The following is a 20,365-nucleotide window of genomic DNA, read 5'->3' as shown; positions in this document are numbered from 1 at the left end:
TGGATAACGACAATGCCTTTACGACGGTTCTCCCCAGGACTGAAAGCCCAGTTTGCCTTCGGCATGGTCTTTTTGTTCGTTCAGCCCGATGCCAGCGCTGCTGACATAAGTGCGCAGCAAATAGGTGGGGTGATTATTCCGCAGGCCTTCAGTCAGGCGCTCCAGGACGGCATGAGCGTCCCGCTTTATATTCATCTCGCCGGTAGCCAGGGTCGCCAGGACGATCAGCGAATCGGCAGCGCTTTTATCTGGTTGGATGATGGACAGCTACGCATCCGGAAAATACAGCTGGAAGAGAGTGAAGATAACGCCAGTGTCAGCGAACAAACTCGACAGCAGCTGATGGCTCTGGCGAACGCCCCGTTCAATGAGGCCCTTACCATCCCCCTGACTGACAACGCGCAGCTGGATCTCAGCTTGCGCCAACTGCTGCTGCAGCTGGTGGTCAAGCGCGAAGCGCTGGGCACTGTACTACGCTCACGTAGCGAAGACATCGGGCAGTCCAGTGTTAACACCCTCAGCAGTAATCTGAGCTATAACTTCGGCATCTATAACAACCAGTTGCGTAACGGCGGGAGCAACACATCCAGCTATCTGTCGCTGAATAACGTTACTGCACTGCGCGAACATCATGTGGTGCTCGACGGCTCGCTGTACGGGATCGGTAGCGGTCAACAGGACAGTGAATTATATAAAGCGATGTATGAACGCGATTTTGCCGGTCACCGATTTGCCGGTGGAATGCTCGACACCTGGAACTTGCAGTCCTTAGGGCCGATGACCGCCATTTCAGCAGGGAAGATTTACGGCCTTTCCTGGGGAAACCAGGCCAGCTCCACCATCTTCGACAGCAGCCAGTCAGCCACGCCAGTGATCGCCTTTTTACCGGCGGCGGGTGAAGTACATCTCACCCGTGATGGGCGGCTACTAAGCGTTCAGAACTTCACTATGGGCAATCATGAAGTGGATACCCGGGGTCTACCGTACGGTATTTACGATGTGGAAGTTGAGGTGATCGTTAACGGTCGCGTGATCAGCAAACGCACTCAACGGGTCAATAAGCTGTTTAGCCGGGGGCGCGGCGTCGGTGCACCACTGGCGTGGCAGGTATGGGGCGGTAGCTTTCATATGGATCGCTGGTCGGAAAACGGGAAAAAGACGCGACCAGCTAAGGAGAGCTGGCTAGCAGGTGCCTCGACCTCCGGCTCATTGAGTACGCTTAGCTGGGCGGCAACGGGATATGGATACGATAATCAGGCGGTGGGTGAAACCCGTCTGACGCTGCCGCTTGGGGGAGCGATCAACGTTAACCTGCAAAATATGCTGGCCAGTGACAGCTCATGGAACAACATCGCCAGCATCAGCGCCACTCTACCGGGAGGCTTTAGTTCGCTGTGGGTTAACCAGGAAAAAACCCGCATTGGCAATCAATTGCGACGTAGCGATGCCGACAACCGTGCAATCGGCGGCACACTCAACCTGAACTCACTGTGGTCGAAGCTGGGCACATTCAGCATCAGCTACAATGATGACCGCCGTTACAACAGCCATTATTACACGGCAGATTACTATCAAAATGTCTACAGCGGTCCCTTTGGTTCGCTTGGCCTGCGGGCCGGTATTCAGCGCTATAACAACGGCGACAGCAACGCCAATACAGGGAAATATATCGCTCTCGATCTCTCGCTACCACTGGGCAACTGGTTTAGCGCAGGGATGACTCATCAAAACGGCTACACCATGGCAAACCTGTCAGCACGCAAGCAGTTTGATGAAGGGACCATTCGCACTGTTGGTGCCAATCTGTCACGAGCCATCTCCGGCGATACCGGTGGTGACAAAACTCTCAGTGGTGGGGCGTATGCACAGTTCGACGCTCGCTACGCCAGCGGAACGCTGAACGTCAATAGCGCGGCGGACGGCTACGTCAATACCAATTTAACCGCCAATGGCAGCGTCGGCTGGCAGGGTAAAAACATTGCTGCCAGCGGGCGGACTGATGGCAACGCTGGGGTGATATTCAACACCGGGCTGGAGGACGACGGTCAGATCAGCGCCAAAATCAACGGGCGGATTTTCCCGCTTAACGGCAAGCGTAACTATCTCCCGCTATCTCCCTATGGAAGATATGAGGTGGAGTTACAGAACAGCAAAAACTCACTCGACAGTTACGATATCGTCAGCGGCCGCAAAAGCCATCTGACTCTCTATCCAGGCAATGTCGCTGTCATTGAGCCAGAGGTGAAGCAGATGGTTACCGTCTCCGGCCGTATCCGTGCGGAAGACGGCACACTGCTGGCTAACGCACGGATTAACAACCATATCGGCCGAACCCGAACCGATGAAAACGGCGAGTTTGTCATGGATGTGGACAAGAAATACCCCACTATCGATTTTCGCTACAGTGGCAATAAAACCTGCGAAGTGGCACTGGAACTCAACCAGGCGCGCGGTGCCGTCTGGGTCGGTGATGTGGTCTGCAGCGGCCTCTCATCGTGGGCAGCCGTGAAGCAGACAGGAGAAGAGAATGAGAGTTAACCTACTGATAGCGATGATAATCTTCGCGCTAATCTGGCCAGCAACCGCGCTCAGAGCGGCAGTGAGCAAAACAACCTGGGCGGATGCACCGGCAAGCGAGTTTGTGTTTGTCGAAAACAACTCAGACGACAACTTTTTCGTCACTCCTGGCGGGGCGCTGGATCCGCGCCTGACCGGTGCCAACCGCTGGACCGGCTTAAAATACACTGGCTCAGGAACCATTTATCAGCAAAGCCTCGGCTACATTGATAACGGTTACAACACCGGCCTCTATACCAACTGGAAGTTTGATATGTGGCTGGAAAATTCGCCGGTTTCATCTCCTTTAACTGGCTTACGCTGCATCAACTGGTACGCAGGGTGTAATATGACCACCAGTCTTATCCTGCCGCAAACCACCGACGCCAGTGGATTTTATGGCGCGACGGTGACCAGTGGCGGCGCGAAGTGGATGCACGGCATGTTGTCAGACGCGTTTTACCAGTATATGCAACAAATGCCCGTCGGCAGCAGCTTTACAATGACCATCAATACCTGTCAGACCTCTGTGAACTATGACGCCAGCAGCGGCGCGCGTTGTAAGGATCAGGCCTCCGGAAACTGGTATGTTCGCAATGTCACCCATACGAAAGCAGCAAATCTGCGGTTAATAAATACCCACTCGCTGGCGGAGGTATTTATCAACAGCGACGGAGTACCGACTCTGGGCGAAGGGAACGCCGACTGCCGGACGCAAACCATCGGCAGCCTTTCAGGATTAAGTTGTAAGATGGTCAACTACACCCTGCAAACAAACGGACTCAGCAACATCTCAATCCATATATTCCCGGCGATCGCCAACTCGTCATTAGCCTCGGCCGTCGGGGCGTACGATATGCAGTTCAGTCTGAATGGCAGTTCATGGAGACCAGTGAGCAATACCGCCTATTACTACACCTTCAACGAGATGAAGAGCGCAGACTCGATCTATGTTTTCTTCTCGAGCAACTTCTTTAAGCAGATGGTGAACCTGGGAATCAGCGATATCAACACCAAAGATCTATTCAACTTTCGCTTTCAGAACACTACATCACCGGAGTCTGGCTGGTATGAATTTTCTACCTCCAACACGCTACTTATCAAACCCCGTGATTTCAGCATCAGTATTATCTCCGATGAATATACTCAGACACCGTCGCGGGAGGGATATGTCGGCAGCGGTGAGTCGGCACTCGATTTCGGCTATATCGTAACCACCAGCGGTAAAACAGCTGCCGACGAAGTGCTGATCAAGGTGACCGGACCCGCGCAGGTGATTGGCGGGCGCTCCTATTGTGTCTTCAGCTCCGATGACGGTAAGGCGAAAGTACCGTTCCCGGCGACACTTTCCTTTATTACCCGCAACGGAGCTACAAAAACCTACGATGCCGGGTGCGATGATAGCTGGCGGGATATGACCGATGCGCTGTGGCTGACCACACCGTGGACTGATATCTCTGGCGAAGTGGGGCAGATGGATAAGACCACAGTCAAATTTTCGATTCCAATGGATAACGCCATTTCGCTGCGTACGGTAGATGATAACGGCTGGTTTGGCGAAGTCAGCGCTTCAGGAGAAATTCATGTTCAGGCGACGTGGCGTAACATTAACTAAGGCCCTGCTGACAGCGGTCTGTATGCTGGCGGCACCTTTGACACAGGCGATTTCGGTCGGCAATCTGACATTTTCGCTGCCGTCCGAGACTGACTTTGTCAGCAAACGTGTAGTGAATAACAACAAAAGCGCACGGATATACCGTATTGCCATCAGTGCTATTGATAGCCCGGGCAGCAGTGAATTGCGCACCCGACCGGTGGATGGTGAACTGCTTTTCGCCCCCCGCCAGCTGGCGTTGCAGGCTGGTGAGAGCGAGTATTTTAAATTTTACTATCATGGTCCACAGGATAACCGCGAGCGCTACTACCGGGTCTCATTTCGCGAGGTCCCCACTCGTAACCTGACAAAACGCAGCCCTACCGGCGGTGAGGTCAGCACGGAGCCGGTGGTGGTGATGGATACCATTCTGGTAGTACGACCACGTCAGGTTCAGTTTAAATGGTCCTTCGATCAGGTGACCGGAACGGTAAGTAACACCGGCAACACGTGGTTTAAGCTACTGATTAAACCAGGATGTGATTCGACCGAAGAGGAAGGCGATGCCTGGTATCTACGTCCGGGAGACGTGGTTCATCAGCCTGAGTTACGTCAGCCGGGGAATCACTATCTGGTCTATAACGACAAATTCATTAAGATTAGCGATTCCTGTCCGGCTAAGCCCCCTTCGGCGGACTGATACTTATCCATCGGTCGAGGGAAGAATTCCACCTCAGAGACTCAAAAATCGTTTAAATGATGTGGAAGCGATCGTCAATATCACCTGTAACGATGGGCTTTCCCATATGCACACCATAGTGTTCAGGAGACATGGAAAGGTATCAGGCTGCCTGCTAACGAGTGGTTTATTCACGAATTAGTACGTAAAATCGGTAACGGCTGGAAATCATTCAATACTCACACTATCGAAAGTACACCAGCCAACCGCGGTACGTTCTTACATACGATGTACCGCTGTTCTCTTTACGATTTATAGCTGTACTGGTGAATTATGAGCAATCTGAATCCATGCATGACGTGTGGTGCCTGTTGTGCATTTTTCCGCGTCTCTTTTTACTGGGCCGAAGCCGACGATGCTGGCGGCACTATTCCCGCCAGGCTCACTGAACAAATATCCCCTTTTCACCGATGCATGAGCGGTACCAATCAGAAAAACCCCCGATGTATTGCCCTTGCAGGAACCCCGGGCAAAAATGCCTGCTGCACGATATATAAAAATCGATCGTCCACATGCAGAGAATTCGCCATGTCTGGTGAGAACGGAGTCGTCAATGAGGCTTGCAATCGTGCAAGGGCTAAATACGGGCTGACACCGTTATAAACATACAATAATTAATTGCACTGCCCCGCCTACTGTAATAGCGGGGCTTCGTTTTTAGGGGCAACAAAACCCGAAACTTCTTCTATTTGCCAGCAACAATGCCTCTCTTCTGTAGCGTTCTTCGGATCTACATCATCCTGAAGTGGCACGATATACTCACTGGCTATCTGCATCAGAATATAAAAAGCAATGTTTTTAACCTATAAAAATGGCGCTGTATTTGCGCCATTTTTATCATTCAATGCATTATCTGTTTGAGCCTAAAGGGATCTCAGGGTCTGGCTCATGAGTAATTCTGTTTCGTAAATCTCTGCGAATAATTTCAATGGACCAGAACCAGACTAAATGTCCAAAAATTTCAGAAACATTCTCATACCACGGGAGATCAAACAGAGGTGGTGTCAGTCCCATGAGAGGGAATGAAATCATATGAACAAAAAGTTGGGCTAAAGCACCTGCCAGTAAGCCCTGCCAGAGTTTAATTTTTGGAAATACTTCAGCGACCACACAATAACCGACAGCAAACACTATCGAAAAGATAATGTGCGTAACACCAACCCAGTTAAAGACATGCCCGGCAAAGGTATAAACAGCCGCATTGGGATCTGTCAGCCCCAGCCAGTCTCGAAGAAAAATATACGGAGGATTGAGAAAATTACGCGAGCAATCAATTTGCCCAGCAGCCCTGATTAATGATTCCGGGCCACACGCTGCATTAAACATATCCACCGGGCTACGTGGCGGCAATGGAACTTCAGCCCCCCACTTCACAAATGCGGAAACAACGCCAGCAATCAGCCCAATGAATGCAGCAAGACCATAACGTCTGCGGTTCGGTGGAGTTTGTTCAAATATATTCATATCTACCCTGCTTGTACCATTATGTTATACACCTCTTTAGGAGTATTCATAAAACAAGGTAAATGTAAAGAACTGTATTTTTTTGTATAACAAGATGGTTGTCTAATCGCCAAAGAATATAAGCACCATCATTTCTCCCTATTTTTATATTAGAAGTGACATAGATTTGCAGGGTGATGCAGAGCTGACAATCACAGGTTTCCTTATCGGTTTTTGCATCGTACAACTAAAGCAATAAACCTGCTCCCATCATCATCAACATCCCGGCGAACATGAATTTATTAGCCGGGCTCATAGCTGCATTCGCGTTTTAAGAATAATCCTCCTGCTGTCGCCGACTATGCTTAACGTTTAAAAAAGCATCAGCACTCTCGCAACGCACTCTTATTTTCCCCTTTAGAATACCGGAGGCCTGGTATGAGCAACCAAGGCGAATACCCCGAAGATAATCGGGTTGGGAAGCACGAGCCGCACGATTTTAGTTTGACCCGTCGCGATCTGATTAAAGTGAGCGCCGCAACGGCGGCGACCGCCGTGGTTTATCCTCATTCTACGCTTGCGGCAAGCGTTCCGGCAGCTACACCCGCGCCAGAGATAATGCCCCTGACACTTAAGGTGAATGGCAAAACCGAGCAGCTTGAGGTGGATACCCGAACCACGCTACTGGACGCTTTGCGTGAAAATCTGCATTTGATCGGTACCAAGAAAGGTTGCGATCACGGACAGTGCGGAGCCTGTACCGTGCTGGTCAATGGTCGCAGGCTTAATGCCTGCCTGACGCTGGCAGTCATGCATCAGGGGGCCGAGATCACCACTATTGAAGGCCTGGGTTCACCAGATAATCTTCACCCCATGCAGGCGGCCTTTATCAAGCATGATGGCTTCCAGTGCGGCTACTGCACCTCCGGGCAAATTTGCTCATCAGTAGCGGTGCTAAAAGAGATTCAGGACGGCATTCCCAGTCACGTCACGGTCGATTTGGTTTCCCCTCCAGAAACAACTGCCGATGAGATCCGTGAACGTATGAGCGGCAACATCTGTCGCTGTGGTGCATACGCTAACATCCTTGCCGCCATTGAAGACGCTGCAGGGGAGATAAAATCATGAAGGCGTTTACCTATGAACGAGTGAACACCCCAGCCGAGGCGGCACTTAGCGCTCAGCGCGTACCCGGCGCAAAATTTATCGCGGGCGGGACCAATCTGCTGGACCTGATGAAGCTGGAAATTGAAACGCCCACCCACCTTATCGATGTGAACGGCCTCGGGCTCGATAAGATCGAAGTGACCGACGCGGGTGGGCTGCGCATCGGCGCACTGGTACGGAACACCGACCTGGCGGCTCACGAGCGCGTGCGTCGTGATTACGCGGTACTCTCCCGCGCCCTGCTCGCTGGCGCGTCTGGTCAGTTACGCAATCAGGCAACCACCGCAGGTAATCTGCTCCAGCGCACGCGCTGCCCCTATTTTTACGACACCAATCAGCCCTGCAATAAGCGCCTGCCCGGGAGCGGCTGCGCGGCGCTTGAAGGCTTTAGCCGTCAGCACGCGGTGGTAGGCGTAAGCGAAGCCTGCATTGCCACCCATCCGAGCGATATGGCGGTCGCAATGCGGTTGCTGGATGCGGTGGTGGAAACCATCACGCCGGAGGGAAAGACTCGCAGTATCACACTGGCTGATTTTTATCACCCACCGGGGAAAACGCCGCACATTGAAACCGCCCTGCTTCCCGGTGAGCTTATCGTTGCGGTGACGTTACCTCCGCCGCTCGGCGGAAAACATATTTACCGTAAGGTGCGCGATCGCGCCTCCTACGCCTTTGCCCTGGTATCGGTCGCGGCGATTATTCAGCCTGACGGCAGCGGGCGCGTCGCGCTGGGTGGAGTAGCACATAAGCCCTGGCGCATTGAGGCTGCGGATGCTCAGCTATCCCAGGGGGCGCAGGCCGTATATGACGCGCTGTTCGCCAGCGCCCATCCCACCGCTGAAAACACCTTTAAACTCCTGTTGGCGAAGCGAACGCTTGCCTCCGTACTGGCTGAAGCGAGGGCACAAGCATGAAATTTGATAAACCCGCAGGGGAAAACCCGATCGATCAGCTGAAGGTTGTCGGTCGTCCCCATGACCGCATCGACGGACCGCTGAAAACTACCGGCACGGCACGCTACGCCTACGAATGGTTTGAAGAAGCTCCCAACGCCGCCTATGGCTATATCGTCGGTTCCGCCATTGCCAAAGGACGCCTCACCGCCCTTGATACGGACGCCGCGCAAAAAGCGCCGGGCGTACTGGCTGTCATTACCGCCAGTAACGCCGGGGCACTCGGCAAAGGCGACAAAAACACCGCCAGGCTGTTAGGCGGCCCCACTATTGAGCACTATCATCAGGCCATTGCGCTGGTAGTGGCCGAGACCTTCGAACAGGCGCGAGCGGCGGCCTCGCTGGTGCAGGCGCACTATCGCCGTAATAAAGGAGCTTACTCCCTGGCGGACGAAAAACAGGCCGTCAGTCAGCCGCCGGAAGACACGCCCGACAAAAACGTCGGTGACTTTGACGGGGCTTTCACCTCCGCTGCGGTGAAGATTGATGCTACCTACACGACCCCGGACCAGAGCCATATGGCGATGGAGCCGCATGCCTCGATGGCCGTCTGGGATGGAAATAAGCTTACTCTCTGGACCTCAAATCAGATGATTGACTGGTGCCGCACCGATCTGGCAAAAACGCTAAAAGTGTCCGTGGAGAATGTGCGTATTATCTCCCCGTATATCGGCGGAGGGTTTGGCGGCAAGCTCTTCCTGAGAAGCGATGCGCTGCTGGCAGCCCTCGCCGCCCGAGCGGTGAAACGTCCGGTTAAAGTGATGCTCCCCCGCCCCACTATTCCCAATAACACCACGCACCGCCCCGCCACCCTTCAGCACTTGCGTATCGGTGCCGACCAGAGCGGGAAAATCACCGCTATCTCACATGAAAGCTGGTCCGGAAACCTGCCCGGCGGCACGCCGGAAACGGCGGTACAGCAAAGCGAATTACTCTACGCCGGGGCAAACCGTCATACCGGCCTGCGGCTCGCCACGCTTGATTTGCCGGAAGGGAACGCCATGCGTGCGCCCGGCGAAGCCCCCGGTCTGATGGCGCTCGAAATCGCGATCGACGAACTGGCGGAAAAAGCGGGCATCGATCCCGTCGAGTTTCGTATCCTGAATGACACTCAGGTTGACCCCGCCGACCCGACGCGCCGCTTCTCTCGCCGTCAGCTTATCGAGTGCTTGCGCACCGGAGCGGATAAATTTGGCTGGAAGCAGCGCAACGCCACACCCGGACAGGTACGCGACGGAGAGTGGCTAGTCGGCCACGGCGTCGCGGCGGGCTTTCGCAATAATCTGCTGGAAAAATCGGGGGCTCGGGTTCACCTCGAACCAAACGGCACCGTTACCGTGGAAACGGACATGACCGACATTGGCACCGGCAGCTACACCATTCTGGCCCAGACGGCAGCGGAAATGCTTGGCGTACCGCTGGAGCAGGTTGCGGTTCACCTCGGCGATTCCAGTTTCCCGGTTTCTGCGGGTTCTGGTGGACAATGGGGCGCGAATACCTCCACCTCCGGCGTTTACGCCGCCTGTGTGAAGCTTCGCGAAATGATTGCCTCGGCAGTCGGGTTTGATCCTGAGCAGTCGCAGTTTGCCGACGGCAAGATTACCAACGGTACCCGAAGCGCCATGCTACATGAGGCCACCGCAGGCGGCAGACTGACAGCGGAAGAGAGCATTGAATTCGGAACACTGAGCAAGGAGTACCAGCAGTCGACCTTTGCCGGGCATTTTGTGGAGGTCGGCGTGCATAGCGCGACGGGAGAAGTTCGGGTCCGGCGTATGCTCGCTGTGTGTGCTGCAGGACGCATCCTGAATCCGAAAACTGCACGCAGCCAGGTCATTGGCGCAATGACTATGGGCATGGGCGCGGCACTGATGGAGGAGCTGGCGGTGGATGACCGTTTGGGTTACTTCGTTAATCACGATATGGCGGGGTATGAGGTGCCGGTCCATGCGGATATCCCAAAACAGGAAGTGATTTTCCTGGATGATACCGACCCCATATCCTCCCCGATGAAGGCCAAAGGTGTCGGTGAGCTGGGCCTGTGCGGCGTGAGCGCGGCTATCGCCAACGCGGTGTATAACGCCACCGGTATTCGGGTACGGGATTATCCCATCACTCTGGATAAGCTGCTCGATAAGCTGCCGGATGTGGTTTAAGGAGGAACAATGTCATACTCGCTTTTTGATAAAGACGAACACTGGCATAAGCCAGAGCAGGCGTTTCTCACCGATGACCACCGGACCATTCTGCGCTTCGCCGTAGAGGCGCTAATGTCCGGTAAAGGAGCGGTGCTGGTGACGCTGGTGGAGATACGCGGCGGCGCGGCGCGCCCGCTCGGGGCGCAGATGGTGGTGCGCGAAGATGGTCGTTACTGCGGTTTTGTCTCTGGCGGCTGCGTGGAGGCCGCTGCCGCTTTTGAAGCGCTGGAGATGATGGGCTCAGGCTGCGATCGCGAAATTCGCTATGGCGAAGGTTCGCCGTGGTTTGACATCGTTCTGCCCTGCGGCGGTGGGATCACGCTGACGCTCCATAAACTACGCTCGGCACAGCCTCTGCTCGCCGTGCTGAACCGCCTGGAACAGAGAAAACCGGCGGGGCTGCGCTACGATCCGCAAGCACAATCGTTGGTGTGCCTGCCCACGCAAACCCGAACGGGCTGGAATCTCAATGGCTTTGAGGTGGGGTTCAGGCCATGCGTCAGGCTGATGATTTACGGACGTTCTCTTGAGGCGCAGGCAACCGCGAGTCTTGCAGCAGCCACAGGCTATGACAGCCATATCTTCGATCTTTTTCCGGCCTCAGCCAGCGCTCAGATCGATACCGATACGGCGGTCATTTTGCTGTGCCATGATCTCAACCGGGAGCTGCCAGTGTTGCAGGCCGCGCGAGAAGCAAAACCCTTTTATCTCGGCGCATTGGGCAGCTATCGAACCCACACTTTACGTCTGCAAAAGCTCCACGAGCGGGGATGGTCCAGGGAGGAGACAGCGCAAATCCGGGCACCCGTCGGGATATTCCCCAAAGCCCGGGATGCGCATACTCTGGCACTCTCCGTGCTGGCAGAAGTCGCCTCTGTACGTCTCCATCAGGAGGAGGATTCATGCCTGCCCCCGTCGTGCTGATCCTTGCGGCCGGGCGTGGAAAGCGCTTTCTCACCTCCGGGGGAAATACCATAAATTAAGAGAAAAATCTGCAGTAGCCGTTTTAGAAAATCACCTAAATCGTTTAAAAGAGCGCCCTACCCATAGTGGGTGCTCATCGCCTTGTGTAACTTATTCAGCAACGCGCGCCCTCACCGGACTAAAGCGCACCGGCCTTCAGGCGTGCGGTAACAAAGGTCAGTACGCCCGCGCAAAGGAGCAGCACACTACTCATGGCAAACGTACTCTGCCAGCCAAGGCGGTCAAACACGATGCCTCCAGCCGTTGATCCAAGGGCGATTGAGAGCTGAATCACCGCGACCATGAGCCCGCCTCCGGCTTCGGCATTGTCAGGCAACGTACGCGCAATCCATGTCCACCATCCGGTTGGCGCGGCGGTGGCCAGCATGCCCCAGAGTCCTAACAGCAGCGAGACCGTCCAGACGTGATGCCCGGTAAGCATCAGACCGATGGCAATGACGGCCATCAGTCCGGGTATGGCCATCAGCGTGGGGTAGAATTTTCTGTTGAGAAATGTCGAAACAACCAGCGTGCCAATAAAACCGGCCACGCCGATAATCAGCAAAATCCACGACAAGCCTAAGGAATTAACCCGTGTCACCGACTCCAGAAACGGGCGCACATAGGTGAATAGCGCAAACTGCCCCATGAAAAACAGGCCACAAGCTATCATGCCGACCACAACCATGCGGCGGCTAAATAAGCGGAATACCGCGCCACATGACGTGTGGCTTTTATTCGCATCCATGCTGGGCAGACTAATGCACTGCCAGATAAAGGCGACAACCGCCATGGGCACCAGGCACAAGAAAGCGCCTCGCCATCCGACCGTAGCCCCCAGATAGCTTCCCAGCGGCGCGGCCACGACCGTCGCCAGCGCATTACCGGCGTTGAAAATCGCCAGCGCACGCGTGACCTGATGCTGCGGCACCAGACGAATCGCCGTTGCCGCTGACATCGACCAGAATCCGCCAATGGCCACACCAATCATCGCACGACCGACCATATACATCAGATAACTGGTAGCCAGCGTAATAATAAGCCCCGATACGGCCATCAGAACCGTCATCCCCAGCAGCAGGAACTTACGATTCATCTTTCCAGCTAGCGTTGAAAGCGTCAGGCTGGTCAGAACCGCCAGCGCACCGGAGATAGCAATCCCCTGCCCTGCAAGCCCCTCCGTCACGCCTAAATCGCGGGTAATCGGCGTGAGCAGGCTGACGGGCATAAATTCAGAAGCAATCAGCACAAATACGCACAGGGTCATAGCAAAAATACCGCCCCAGTATGCGCGCTGATGATGAGGTGTTGGTGTTTGGCTTAGTGTCGACATAGTGGAATTTCACAAAGATCAGGATAAAAGCCACCGGCCATAGACCGGTGGCTTTGCATCAATTCAGGAGAGGTTTTATTTCAGTTTGGTCTGGAAAAATTGTTCGAACTTCGCGAAAGGTATTTTTCCGGCCACGTTATCGTACAGGTCCACGTGATTTGCCCCTGGTACCACCACCAACTCTTTGTCATTACTGCCAACCGCCTTGTAAGCATCTTCAGCAAAATAGCGTGAATGCGCTTTCTCACCGGTCACAATCAGCGTCGGGATGGTGATTTCACTGGCGTAGCTCAGCAGCGGCATATTCATAAATGACAGCGGCATCGTTGCCGTCCACGCCCCGGTAGAGTTAACGGAACGTTCGTGGAAGCCGCGCGGCATGCGATAGTAGTCAAAGAACTCTTTCAGTACCGGATGAGGATTTGCCGGCAGCGTTTCTGGCAGAATACGCTCGCCCGCACTGACCTTGCCGTTGCTATCGACATTAATATCATGACCACCGTGAGCGAACGTTCCGCTCTGCGCATCCTTCCAGCGCTGTTCATTCAGATATTGCAGAACAGCACGACGGTCGGCGGTAGAATAACGGTCTTCGCCATCCCCCACACCATGGCCCATCGCCCGGCTCATGTCATACATCACGCTGGTAGCAACCGCTTTAACGCGGGTATCCATCGCCGCGTCGTTCAGCGCCATGCCGCCCCAGCCACAAATACCGAGCAGCCCGATACGGTTGTGATCTACCTCTTTTTGCAGCCCTAAGAAATCCACCGCCGCGCTGAAATCTTCAGTGTTGATATCCGGTGAGGCGACGTTTCGCGGATAGCCGCCGCTTTCCCCGGTGTAAGAAGGATCGAACGCCAGGGTAACAAACCCTCGTTCCGCCAGCGTCTGCGCATACAGGCCGCTGGATTGCTCTTTCACCGCGCCAAATGGCCCACTGACCGCAATCGCCGCCAGCTTGCGATCGCCACGGTCTTTAGGCAGGTAAAGATCGCCCACTAAGGTGATGCCATATCGGTTCGGGAACGAGACTTTACGGTGATCGACTTTCTGGCTCTCGGCGAACGTTTTATCCCATTTATCTGTCATGGATACAGGGACATTAGGATTGGTTGAATCAGCATAACTCATTGTCGTGACTCCACTTAATGATGCGAAAAGCAGCATGGCCGGCATCGCGGTTTTTAGCGTTCGGGTGAAGGCTTTCATAAAAATCCCCATAAAAAACAACAGAGAGATACAGGTTTCCGACGGGCAACGCTGCAGTGCTTTGCTTTGATGGGGTCATTATAGTGAGCAGAATTAGTGCTGATTAGGTGGCGATTAATGCTAAGATTAATACCATTTTGTTATAAATTAATACTGAGATTGCCGGCATGAAGGGGGATGTTTCAATGGCAAAAAGGGAGAACTACAACGAGCTGTACCTGTTTATGCAAGTGGTGCAGGAAGGCAGTTTTACCGCAGCGGCTAAACGGCTGGGTCTTGCGCAGTCAGGAGTCAGCCGTTCTGTTCGCGAGCTTGAAGAAAGGCTGGGCGTCCAGCTGCTGGTGCGCACCACGCGTAAACTGTCTCTGACGCAAGCAGGCGAGCAGCTCTACCAGAAGACGGCATCTGGATTTGAAATGTTAGATCTTGGGCTTGCCACGCTGGCGCACTATCGAGAGACGCCCTCCGGCACGGTGCGTATCAATGCCAGCCAGCATGCGATTGATAAATGCCTGCTGCCAAAGCTGGCGGTATTTAAACAGCGATATCCTGATATCCGGCTTGAACTGATAAATGAGAGCCGGTTCGTCGATATCATCGAGGAAAGATTCGATGCAGGTGTCCGCCTGGGGCCTGAAGTCGGCCAGGGTATGGTCGCGGTACGCATCACGCCCGATATGGAGATGGCAATTGTGGGGACTCCGGAACATTTTCGTCGCTATGGTTTTCCGCAAACTCCGGCGGATTTAAAGGCGCATCCCTGTATCGCCTATCAGTTTGCCGACGGCAGCGTATACCAGTGGGAACTCAATCAGGATGATAAAAAAATCACTCATCGCCCTGAAGGGCAATGGGCCCTATCCGACAGCTATATGGAAGCAGAAGCAGCCCGGCTGGGCCTCGGATTGGCCTATGTTCCTGTTGAACTGGTCGCGGATGATTTAGAACACGGTAAGCTTATCAGAGTGTTGCAGCGTTACAGCCTGCGAATGGAGGGATTGTTTCTCTATTACCCTCATCGCAACGTCTCCCCCGCTCTGCGGATGGTCATTGATACATTGAAAATCTGAACGTTAACAACGACCGACTCTTCACGGTGCAATATTGTGTCAGGTAGTCACTCTGCGTTCAATTCCAGGGTCTGCTTTGAGCGAGAAAGAGCGGACTTATCTGTACAAGGGGACTATCCAGCAATGGAGATCACCCAAAAGAAAAAACTACCTGGCTCCCTCAACAACCTTCATCCGGGAATTTAGCCTCAATCAACATTTTTATATCTGTCAGGTTACTTCATTATGAAAACCGATCAATATCGTTGTTTTTGTTGCAATAGTAGAATACGCGTATTTATCCCTCCATTTCTATTAATAACGGCAATAAACTGTTCATTTCACTGATATTTAAAATATGCATCCTTTTCAAGCTGTTCAGCGGCGTAAGAAAACGTATTAAATATGAATTCGACGATTTAATCATTTCTGTCTGATTGGTAATCATCTGTGATTAATGCTGGTCTATTGATTACGCCAGCATTAACCGCTTAGGGATGTATTCTTCCTGTTGATATACAGCCCTCGAAAAAGAGAGAAAATAAAACTGTGTCCAATATTACTTTACTACTCCAGACCGAAGCATCGGTAGAATTAGCAGAACGACTGGTACAGAAGGTGGGTATAGCGTCATTTGTCGGGCATTCCATTGCCTGACAAATGACAATTTTGAGTCAATAGACGTGCTTCTTGATCATGTCTTAAAAATTATACCATGAGCCTTATGAAGCATCATTTTTACTGACTGGTGTTAACTTTGCTATCATATAAACTCTGTTCTTAAAAAACGCGCCCAGAATTTTATATGATTTCCCTTGTTTTTCTGCCTGTAAAGAAATTTCTTTTTCAGTGCTGTTAATGGTTGAACCGACGGCAGTAATCGTTTTGGCGACGCTACTGAATGATAATAAAGACAGTGCAACCACAACAATTAAAGAACAGATAGTATTCACGCTAATTCTCCTGACAATTGAGAGGATGAGTTTTATATATAAAGGCATTAAACATGAGTCATGTTTACTTCCTGTGAAAATAATCTTTCTGTAATTAAACCTTCATCTCCTTCGGGGTGAGCAATACATAATGCATCTTGCTATGAAAAACACAGGGATATATAAATCTTCCTTCTGACCTATTTAATAAAACGTGAATGTAAAAGTTATTCTTCAGTTTGCAGATGCAGTGGGTCTGATGGTAATTTCGGTTGTATCAACGCTTTCGGGAGATTCAATAATATGCCTTACCGCACGGGCAATATCCGCGGGTTGAAGTGCAACAGAACGGTAGGCGTCCATTGCCTTCATGGTTTCCACATGGGTAATGGTTGAAGCCAGTTCACTTTCGACAACGCCAGGATTTACGCAGGTCACACGGATTTTCGAGCTTTCCTGCCGTAAGCCATCAGAAATAGCCCGTACTGCAAATTTTGATGCACAATAGACTGCGCCTGTGGGCACAACAGAAAGGGCACCAATAGAACCAAGATTGATTATCTGACCGGAACCCTGTGCTTCCATCACCGGAAGTACAGCGCCAATTCCCCACAGTACACCTTTGATATTCACGTCAATAGTGAGCTCCCATTCATCCTGTTTTCCTGCTGCAAGCGGTGAAAGCGGCATAACGCCCGCATTATTGATAAGAACATCAACTCGCCCCCAGCTATCCAGCGCTGCTTGCACGAAATCGGCCATGGACTGTCGGTCTGTGACATCCAACTCCCGAGCTTTAGCAATTCCTCCTGCGCGGCAAATTTCGGTTGCAATGGCTTCGATACGCTCAACTCTGCGTGCTCCCAGTAAAGTCTTTGCACCTGTCGTTCCCAGCTCTCTGGCAATACCTTCCCCAATACCACTTGATGCGCCGGTAATTAATATGACCTTATCCATTACGTTCTCCTTCAAATGTGTTCGGAGAGAGAATAGAACTTTATGATTGGTTCCAGTATCCTGCTTTCAATGTACTCAGTGGTTAGCGGCATTAAACAATGAAAATCGATCTTAATCTTTTACCCATTTTTATCGCGGTAGCAGAAGAGAGTAATTTCAGTAAAGCCGCCGCACGGCTGGGCGTTACCCGTTCAGCGGTCAGTCAGGGAATAAGACGCATTGAAGATGCATTCGGGACAATGCTTGTAATGCGGACCACGCGCTCAGTTAATTTGACAGAAGCGGGAGAACGGCTGCATAAATCGCTGTCATTACCTTTATCCGGTATTGAGGCAGCGTTCGAAGAGATGGTTTCTGACCATGTACCACGCGGACTTCTCAGAATCGCGGTGACGTCGATAGCAGAAGAATTTCTTTCAGGTCCGCTAATCGCTTCGTTTGCAGCTGCCAATCCAGCCGTTACGCTTGATATTGTTGTAACGGATGAGGAATTCGATATCGTGGCCGCAGGTTACGATGCTGGCGTAAGGCTCGGAGAGGTCATTGAAAAAGACATGATTGCTGTGCCCCTTACCGGCAGGCAGCGTGAAATGGTCGTTGCCTCTCCCTCCTATCTCGCAGCCAACAGCACACCTGTTCATCCGCGTGAACTTGTGAATCATAAGTGTATCGGCTGGCGTCAATCCCCGGATGTTGCGCCTTATCGCTGGCCATTTGAAGAAAACGGGAGAGCTTTCGACCTTGCGATTGAACCACAGATTACGACTAATGATCTGCGTCTGATGTTGAGGCTGGCTCTTGCCGGCGGAGGAATAACAATTGCCACTCAGGAAACTTTCAGGCCATATATTGAAAGCGGTAAGCTTGTATCTCTGCTTGATGACTTTCTTCCACAATTTCCGGGCTTCTATCTGTATTTCCCACAGCGTCGCAATATTGCACCAAAGCTCCGCGCTCTGATTGACCACGTTAAGGAATGGCGGCAGCAATTGGCTTAAATGTCTGCACATGCACTCTACAAGCAGTGCTGAGTATCTGGATGCGCCAGAACGGCTTATAGAACTTCTGTTGAATCATGTTCCGAAAGACAGATTAATCAGAACTTATCAGGTCGGGCAGCAGGCGGAAAAATTACGGGATCTTTTTTTGAAATGGGGGGATTTTATTAGCATGAGATCATCAGATCTAACAATGATGCTCCAGATAATGTTATTCAGATCAGCTTTGGAAAGAGATAGTTTCGTATTTCCACGAGCAGAGATCGTCTAATCACTCAGCGATCTCTTACTCGATGGTGCTATGTATTGAATTAAATGAATATGTTTGAGTTATTGCCACGAAGTTATTCATATAACCAAAGCATCATGGCCCAATTCAGAGTCCCTGAACAGCGCTAAGAATATTACTCCAGCACCCTCTCTAGCTTATTCACCGCCGCCACATACTTCGCCGGATTTTTATCTTTAAGCACCGCCAGATTGCGTTGCTTCCAGCGAATAGCCGGAAGATGCTGAATTTCAGGATAGCGATACCGCGACCAGTCAGGGCTGTTTTGCTTAAAACTGAGCAAGAACTCGCGATCCAGATCCGTAAGATGTGACTTCAACGCCTGCGGCAGCAAAGTCGTTACTGACAGCAGCGATTCCAGCGACGTTTCCTGCTGAGTCATCCCCGAAAATTCCTGAGCGTATAACGTGGCAATCCGATCTGTATCCCAGTTTGGAGCCAGCAACTCGGCAATGGGACGGGGATGGCCTGCCAGATAACAAATAAAACCGTCAAAGATCTCCCGCATCAGTCCCGGTTTCTCCAGCATATTCAGCACATCAAACAGATCGCGCGGGTGTTGACGATCAAGCGCCGCGCAGATTTTACCGCCATAAAGATCCGCCAGAGAAACGACACTCATAGTGGTGAAGCCATACTCCATTTCCACACGTTCGCACACCGACATTTCTGCCGGAGGCAACAACAGCCCGCGCCAGACTGGGCTAACCTCGATCTTAATCTTTGCATCAGCGGTATTTACAATGATGCGCTTTTCATCCGCTTTATTTTCCTGCCGAATCGCGGTAATCCCCGGTTTACTGTTCAGCGATGCAGTAATTCTCTTCAAAGCGTCGTTGATAGCCGCCAGATCGGTATCGCGATCCGCAAAGCTCTTATAAGCCAGATCAATATCCACCGACAGACGGGGAAAATCCTGCACAAACAAATTGATTGCCGTGCCGCCTTTCAACGCGAAACAGGACTCCTTCGCCACATGCGGCAGAGCAGCCATCAACAGCTTAACCTGCCTGGCATAGCTATCACGCAGATCCATCTTCGACTCCTTCCGGTTTAAATGCGCGTGGAACAGTAATTTGATAATCCGGCTCCAGCCAGCCACCGGGTATGATTTGCCGCTTTCCCGTACCTGTTTCTATACCGCTTTGATCAAGATACTGAAAATAAGGATGTCCATTACGCCGGGCAAGGAAAAGCATCACCCGGTTGGTTTTAATCGAATGACTGGCGCGAAGCAGTGCCTGCAATTTGCGTGGGCTGAGAAGATTCAACCCCTGAAACAGAGCATCGGCATGTTCGAACGAGATTAACGAAGGAACGCCGCAGGCGATCTCATACGCAGCCAGTTCCAGGGCACTGCCTGCTAACTGCCGGTCGCCAATTTTCAGTTCCGTAGTAAATGACGTGACATCAGCGGTAAGGCCGGAAGTATACAGCGTGATAAATGTTGCAGATTGTTCGAAGGCAGCAAACCATCCCGGCAGCTTAACGTAAGCCGGAAGCGCGAGCCAGACCTGCGGCCTGCCCGGTTCGGTATAGTGCGCATGGCCCTGTAGCGCAAGGCTGGTTAGCCCCGCCACCCGAACAGGCTTTTCCCACTGTGTTTGCAGGCAGTAAACCGCGTCTACCCAATCCGGCTCACGGCCCGTCCGGCAGTACACGCCGTGAGCGATGCGCCTGAGCCAGCCATTTTGAACATAGAGATAAGAAAGCTTACGATCTACGCCGTTGCGGGTAAGCCATGACTGGAGCAGCACCTGACCGGGTAGCGTGTTTTGCATCAACCAGTTTAGATAGTTTGGCAAATGTCGCCTCTGAATAGACATTAACAATAATATATAAACTAGTGTAGATTCAGGGATACGCCACAGCAAGAAATAGTTTACTTATTCCTCATTTTGTCTACTTAAACTCGACATTGAACAAAAAATTCAAACCTACCCATTTTCGGGAAAAATGTGACAAATATATGCTCGGACTGG

General features: G+C 52.2%; 17 protein-coding genes and 2 pseudogenes. 12 read left to right on the top strand and 7 right to left on the bottom strand.

The features are described from left to right. Nucleotides 1–12 precede the first annotated feature (12 nt). The 4 genes from ecpC (at nt 13) to HUZ68_RS04680 (ending at nt 5,492) form a co-directional block, all read left to right on the top strand. A complete protein-coding gene (gene ecpC, locus HUZ68_RS04695; protein WP_112044231.1) occupies nt 13–2,538 on the top strand; it encodes a fimbrial usher EcpC in 2,526 nt (841 codons plus the stop codon). Continuing rightward, nucleotides 2,528–4,171, top strand: coding sequence for a fimbrial adhesin EcpD (gene ecpD, locus HUZ68_RS04690; RefSeq protein ID WP_080030310.1), 1,644 nt, complete (start codon nt 2,528–2,530; stop codon nt 4,169–4,171). Before ecpC ends, ecpD begins: the two co-directional genes overlap by 11 nt. After that, nucleotides 4,140–4,850, top strand: a complete 711-nt coding sequence (ecpE, locus tag HUZ68_RS04685; RefSeq protein WP_001359370.1) for a fimbrial chaperone EcpE — start codon at nt 4,140–4,142, stop codon at nt 4,848–4,850. Before ecpD ends, ecpE begins: the two co-directional genes overlap by 32 nt. Nucleotides 4,851–5,162: 312 nt before the next feature. Further along, the gene (locus HUZ68_RS04680) at nt 5,163–5,492 is read left to right on the top strand and encodes a YkgJ family cysteine cluster protein (protein ID WP_001303809.1); all 330 of its coding nucleotides are present in this window, start codon (nt 5,163–5,165) and stop codon (nt 5,490–5,492) included. A 246-nt stretch (nt 5,493–5,738) separates the two neighbouring features. Here HUZ68_RS04680 and HUZ68_RS04675 read toward each other — a convergent pair whose 3' ends face one another. Further along, the gene (locus tag HUZ68_RS04675; protein WP_001019920.1) at nt 5,739–6,353 is read right to left on the bottom strand and encodes a YagU family protein; all 615 of its coding nucleotides are present in this window, start codon (nt 6,351–6,353) and stop codon (nt 5,739–5,741) included. Between the two features lie 417 nt (nt 6,354–6,770). On the opposite strand from HUZ68_RS04675, the gene paoA reads away from it, so the two are divergent. The 4 genes from paoA to paoD are packed head-to-tail and all read left to right on the top strand — an operon-like array spanning nt 6,771 to nt 11,574. Then, a complete protein-coding gene (paoA, locus tag HUZ68_RS04670) occupies nt 6,771–7,460 on the top strand; it encodes an aldehyde dehydrogenase iron-sulfur subunit PaoA (protein ID WP_000070681.1) in 690 nt (229 codons plus the stop codon). After that, complete coding sequence (gene paoB / locus HUZ68_RS04665; protein ID WP_000643332.1) at nt 7,457–8,413, top strand: aldehyde oxidoreductase FAD-binding subunit PaoB; 957 nt, start codon at nt 7,457–7,459, stop codon at nt 8,411–8,413. The genes paoA and paoB overlap by 4 nt, the downstream gene beginning before the upstream one ends. Further along, nucleotides 8,410–10,608, top strand: a complete 2,199-nt coding sequence (paoC, locus tag HUZ68_RS04660; protein WP_069913656.1) for an aldehyde oxidoreductase molybdenum-binding subunit PaoC — start codon at nt 8,410–8,412, stop codon at nt 10,606–10,608. The genes paoB and paoC overlap by 4 nt, the downstream gene beginning before the upstream one ends. 9 nt (nt 10,609–10,617) lie before the next feature. Then, a complete protein-coding gene (gene paoD / locus HUZ68_RS04655; protein WP_069913657.1) occupies nt 10,618–11,574 on the top strand; it encodes a molybdenum cofactor insertion chaperone PaoD in 957 nt (318 codons plus the stop codon). Nucleotides 11,575–11,752: 178 nt separating this feature from the next. On the opposite strand, the gene HUZ68_RS04650 is transcribed toward paoD, so the two are convergent. Continuing rightward, on the bottom strand, nt 11,753–12,880 hold the full coding sequence (locus HUZ68_RS04650; protein WP_047670831.1) for an MFS transporter: 1,128 nt from the start codon (nt 12,878–12,880) through the stop codon (nt 11,753–11,755). Nucleotides 12,881–13,021: 141 nt separating this feature from the next. Continuing rightward, nucleotides 13,022–14,080: an alpha/beta hydrolase gene (locus HUZ68_RS04645; RefSeq protein ID WP_239594048.1), complete on the bottom strand. Its 1,059-nt coding sequence runs from the start codon at nt 14,078–14,080 to the stop codon at nt 13,022–13,024. A gap of 245 nt (nt 14,081–14,325) precedes the next feature. Here HUZ68_RS04645 and HUZ68_RS04640 point away from each other — a divergent pair, with 245 nt between their 5' ends. Next, nucleotides 14,326–15,228, top strand: coding sequence for a LysR family transcriptional regulator (locus HUZ68_RS04640; protein WP_122986360.1), 903 nt, complete (start codon nt 14,326–14,328; stop codon nt 15,226–15,228). A 229-nt stretch (nt 15,229–15,457) separates the two neighbouring features. After that, nucleotides 15,458–15,526 (top strand): annotated as a pseudogene (gene ykgR, locus HUZ68_RS25015) (small membrane protein YkgR); the annotation flags it as partial. 403 nt (nt 15,527–15,929) lie between these two features. Here ykgR and HUZ68_RS04635 read toward each other — a convergent pair. Beyond that, entirely contained in the window at nt 15,930–16,208 is a 279-nt protein-coding gene (locus tag HUZ68_RS04635; RefSeq protein ID WP_001695465.1) for a hypothetical protein, read from the bottom strand. Between the two features lie 165 nt (nt 16,209–16,373). After that, the gene (locus HUZ68_RS04630; protein WP_047670827.1) at nt 16,374–17,096 is read right to left on the bottom strand and encodes an SDR family oxidoreductase; all 723 of its coding nucleotides are present in this window, start codon (nt 17,094–17,096) and stop codon (nt 16,374–16,376) included. Nucleotides 17,097–17,194: 98 nt separating this feature from the next. On the opposite strand from HUZ68_RS04630, the gene HUZ68_RS04625 reads away from it, so the two are divergent. Both HUZ68_RS04625 and HUZ68_RS25010 read left to right on the top strand, forming a co-directional pair. Beyond that, on the top strand, nt 17,195–18,094 hold the full coding sequence (locus HUZ68_RS04625; RefSeq protein WP_069913659.1) for a LysR family transcriptional regulator: 900 nt from the start codon (nt 17,195–17,197) through the stop codon (nt 18,092–18,094). Between the two features lie 16 nt (nt 18,095–18,110). Then, nucleotides 18,111–18,334, top strand: a pseudogene (locus tag HUZ68_RS25010) (site-specific integrase); the annotation flags it as partial. Nucleotides 18,335–18,498: 164 nt separating this feature from the next. On the opposite strand, the gene HUZ68_RS04620 reads toward HUZ68_RS25010, so the two are convergent. Then, nucleotides 18,499–19,419, bottom strand: coding sequence for a nucleotidyl transferase AbiEii/AbiGii toxin family protein (locus tag HUZ68_RS04620; RefSeq protein ID WP_033815309.1), 921 nt, complete (start codon nt 19,417–19,419; stop codon nt 18,499–18,501). Further along, nucleotides 19,406–20,188, bottom strand: coding sequence for a type IV toxin-antitoxin system AbiEi family antitoxin domain-containing protein (locus tag HUZ68_RS04615; RefSeq protein WP_069913661.1), 783 nt, complete (start codon nt 20,186–20,188; stop codon nt 19,406–19,408). Before HUZ68_RS04615 ends, HUZ68_RS04620 begins: the two co-directional genes overlap by 14 nt. Nucleotides 20,189–20,365 lie beyond the last annotated feature (177 nt).

This window comes from Shigella dysenteriae, from assembly GCF_022354085.1.
GTDB classification, from domain to species: domain Bacteria; phylum Pseudomonadota; class Gammaproteobacteria; order Enterobacterales; family Enterobacteriaceae; genus Escherichia; species Escherichia coli.
The sequence above is the reverse complement of the archived record's forward strand: the minus strand, read 5'-3'. Positions and strand labels throughout refer to the sequence as shown.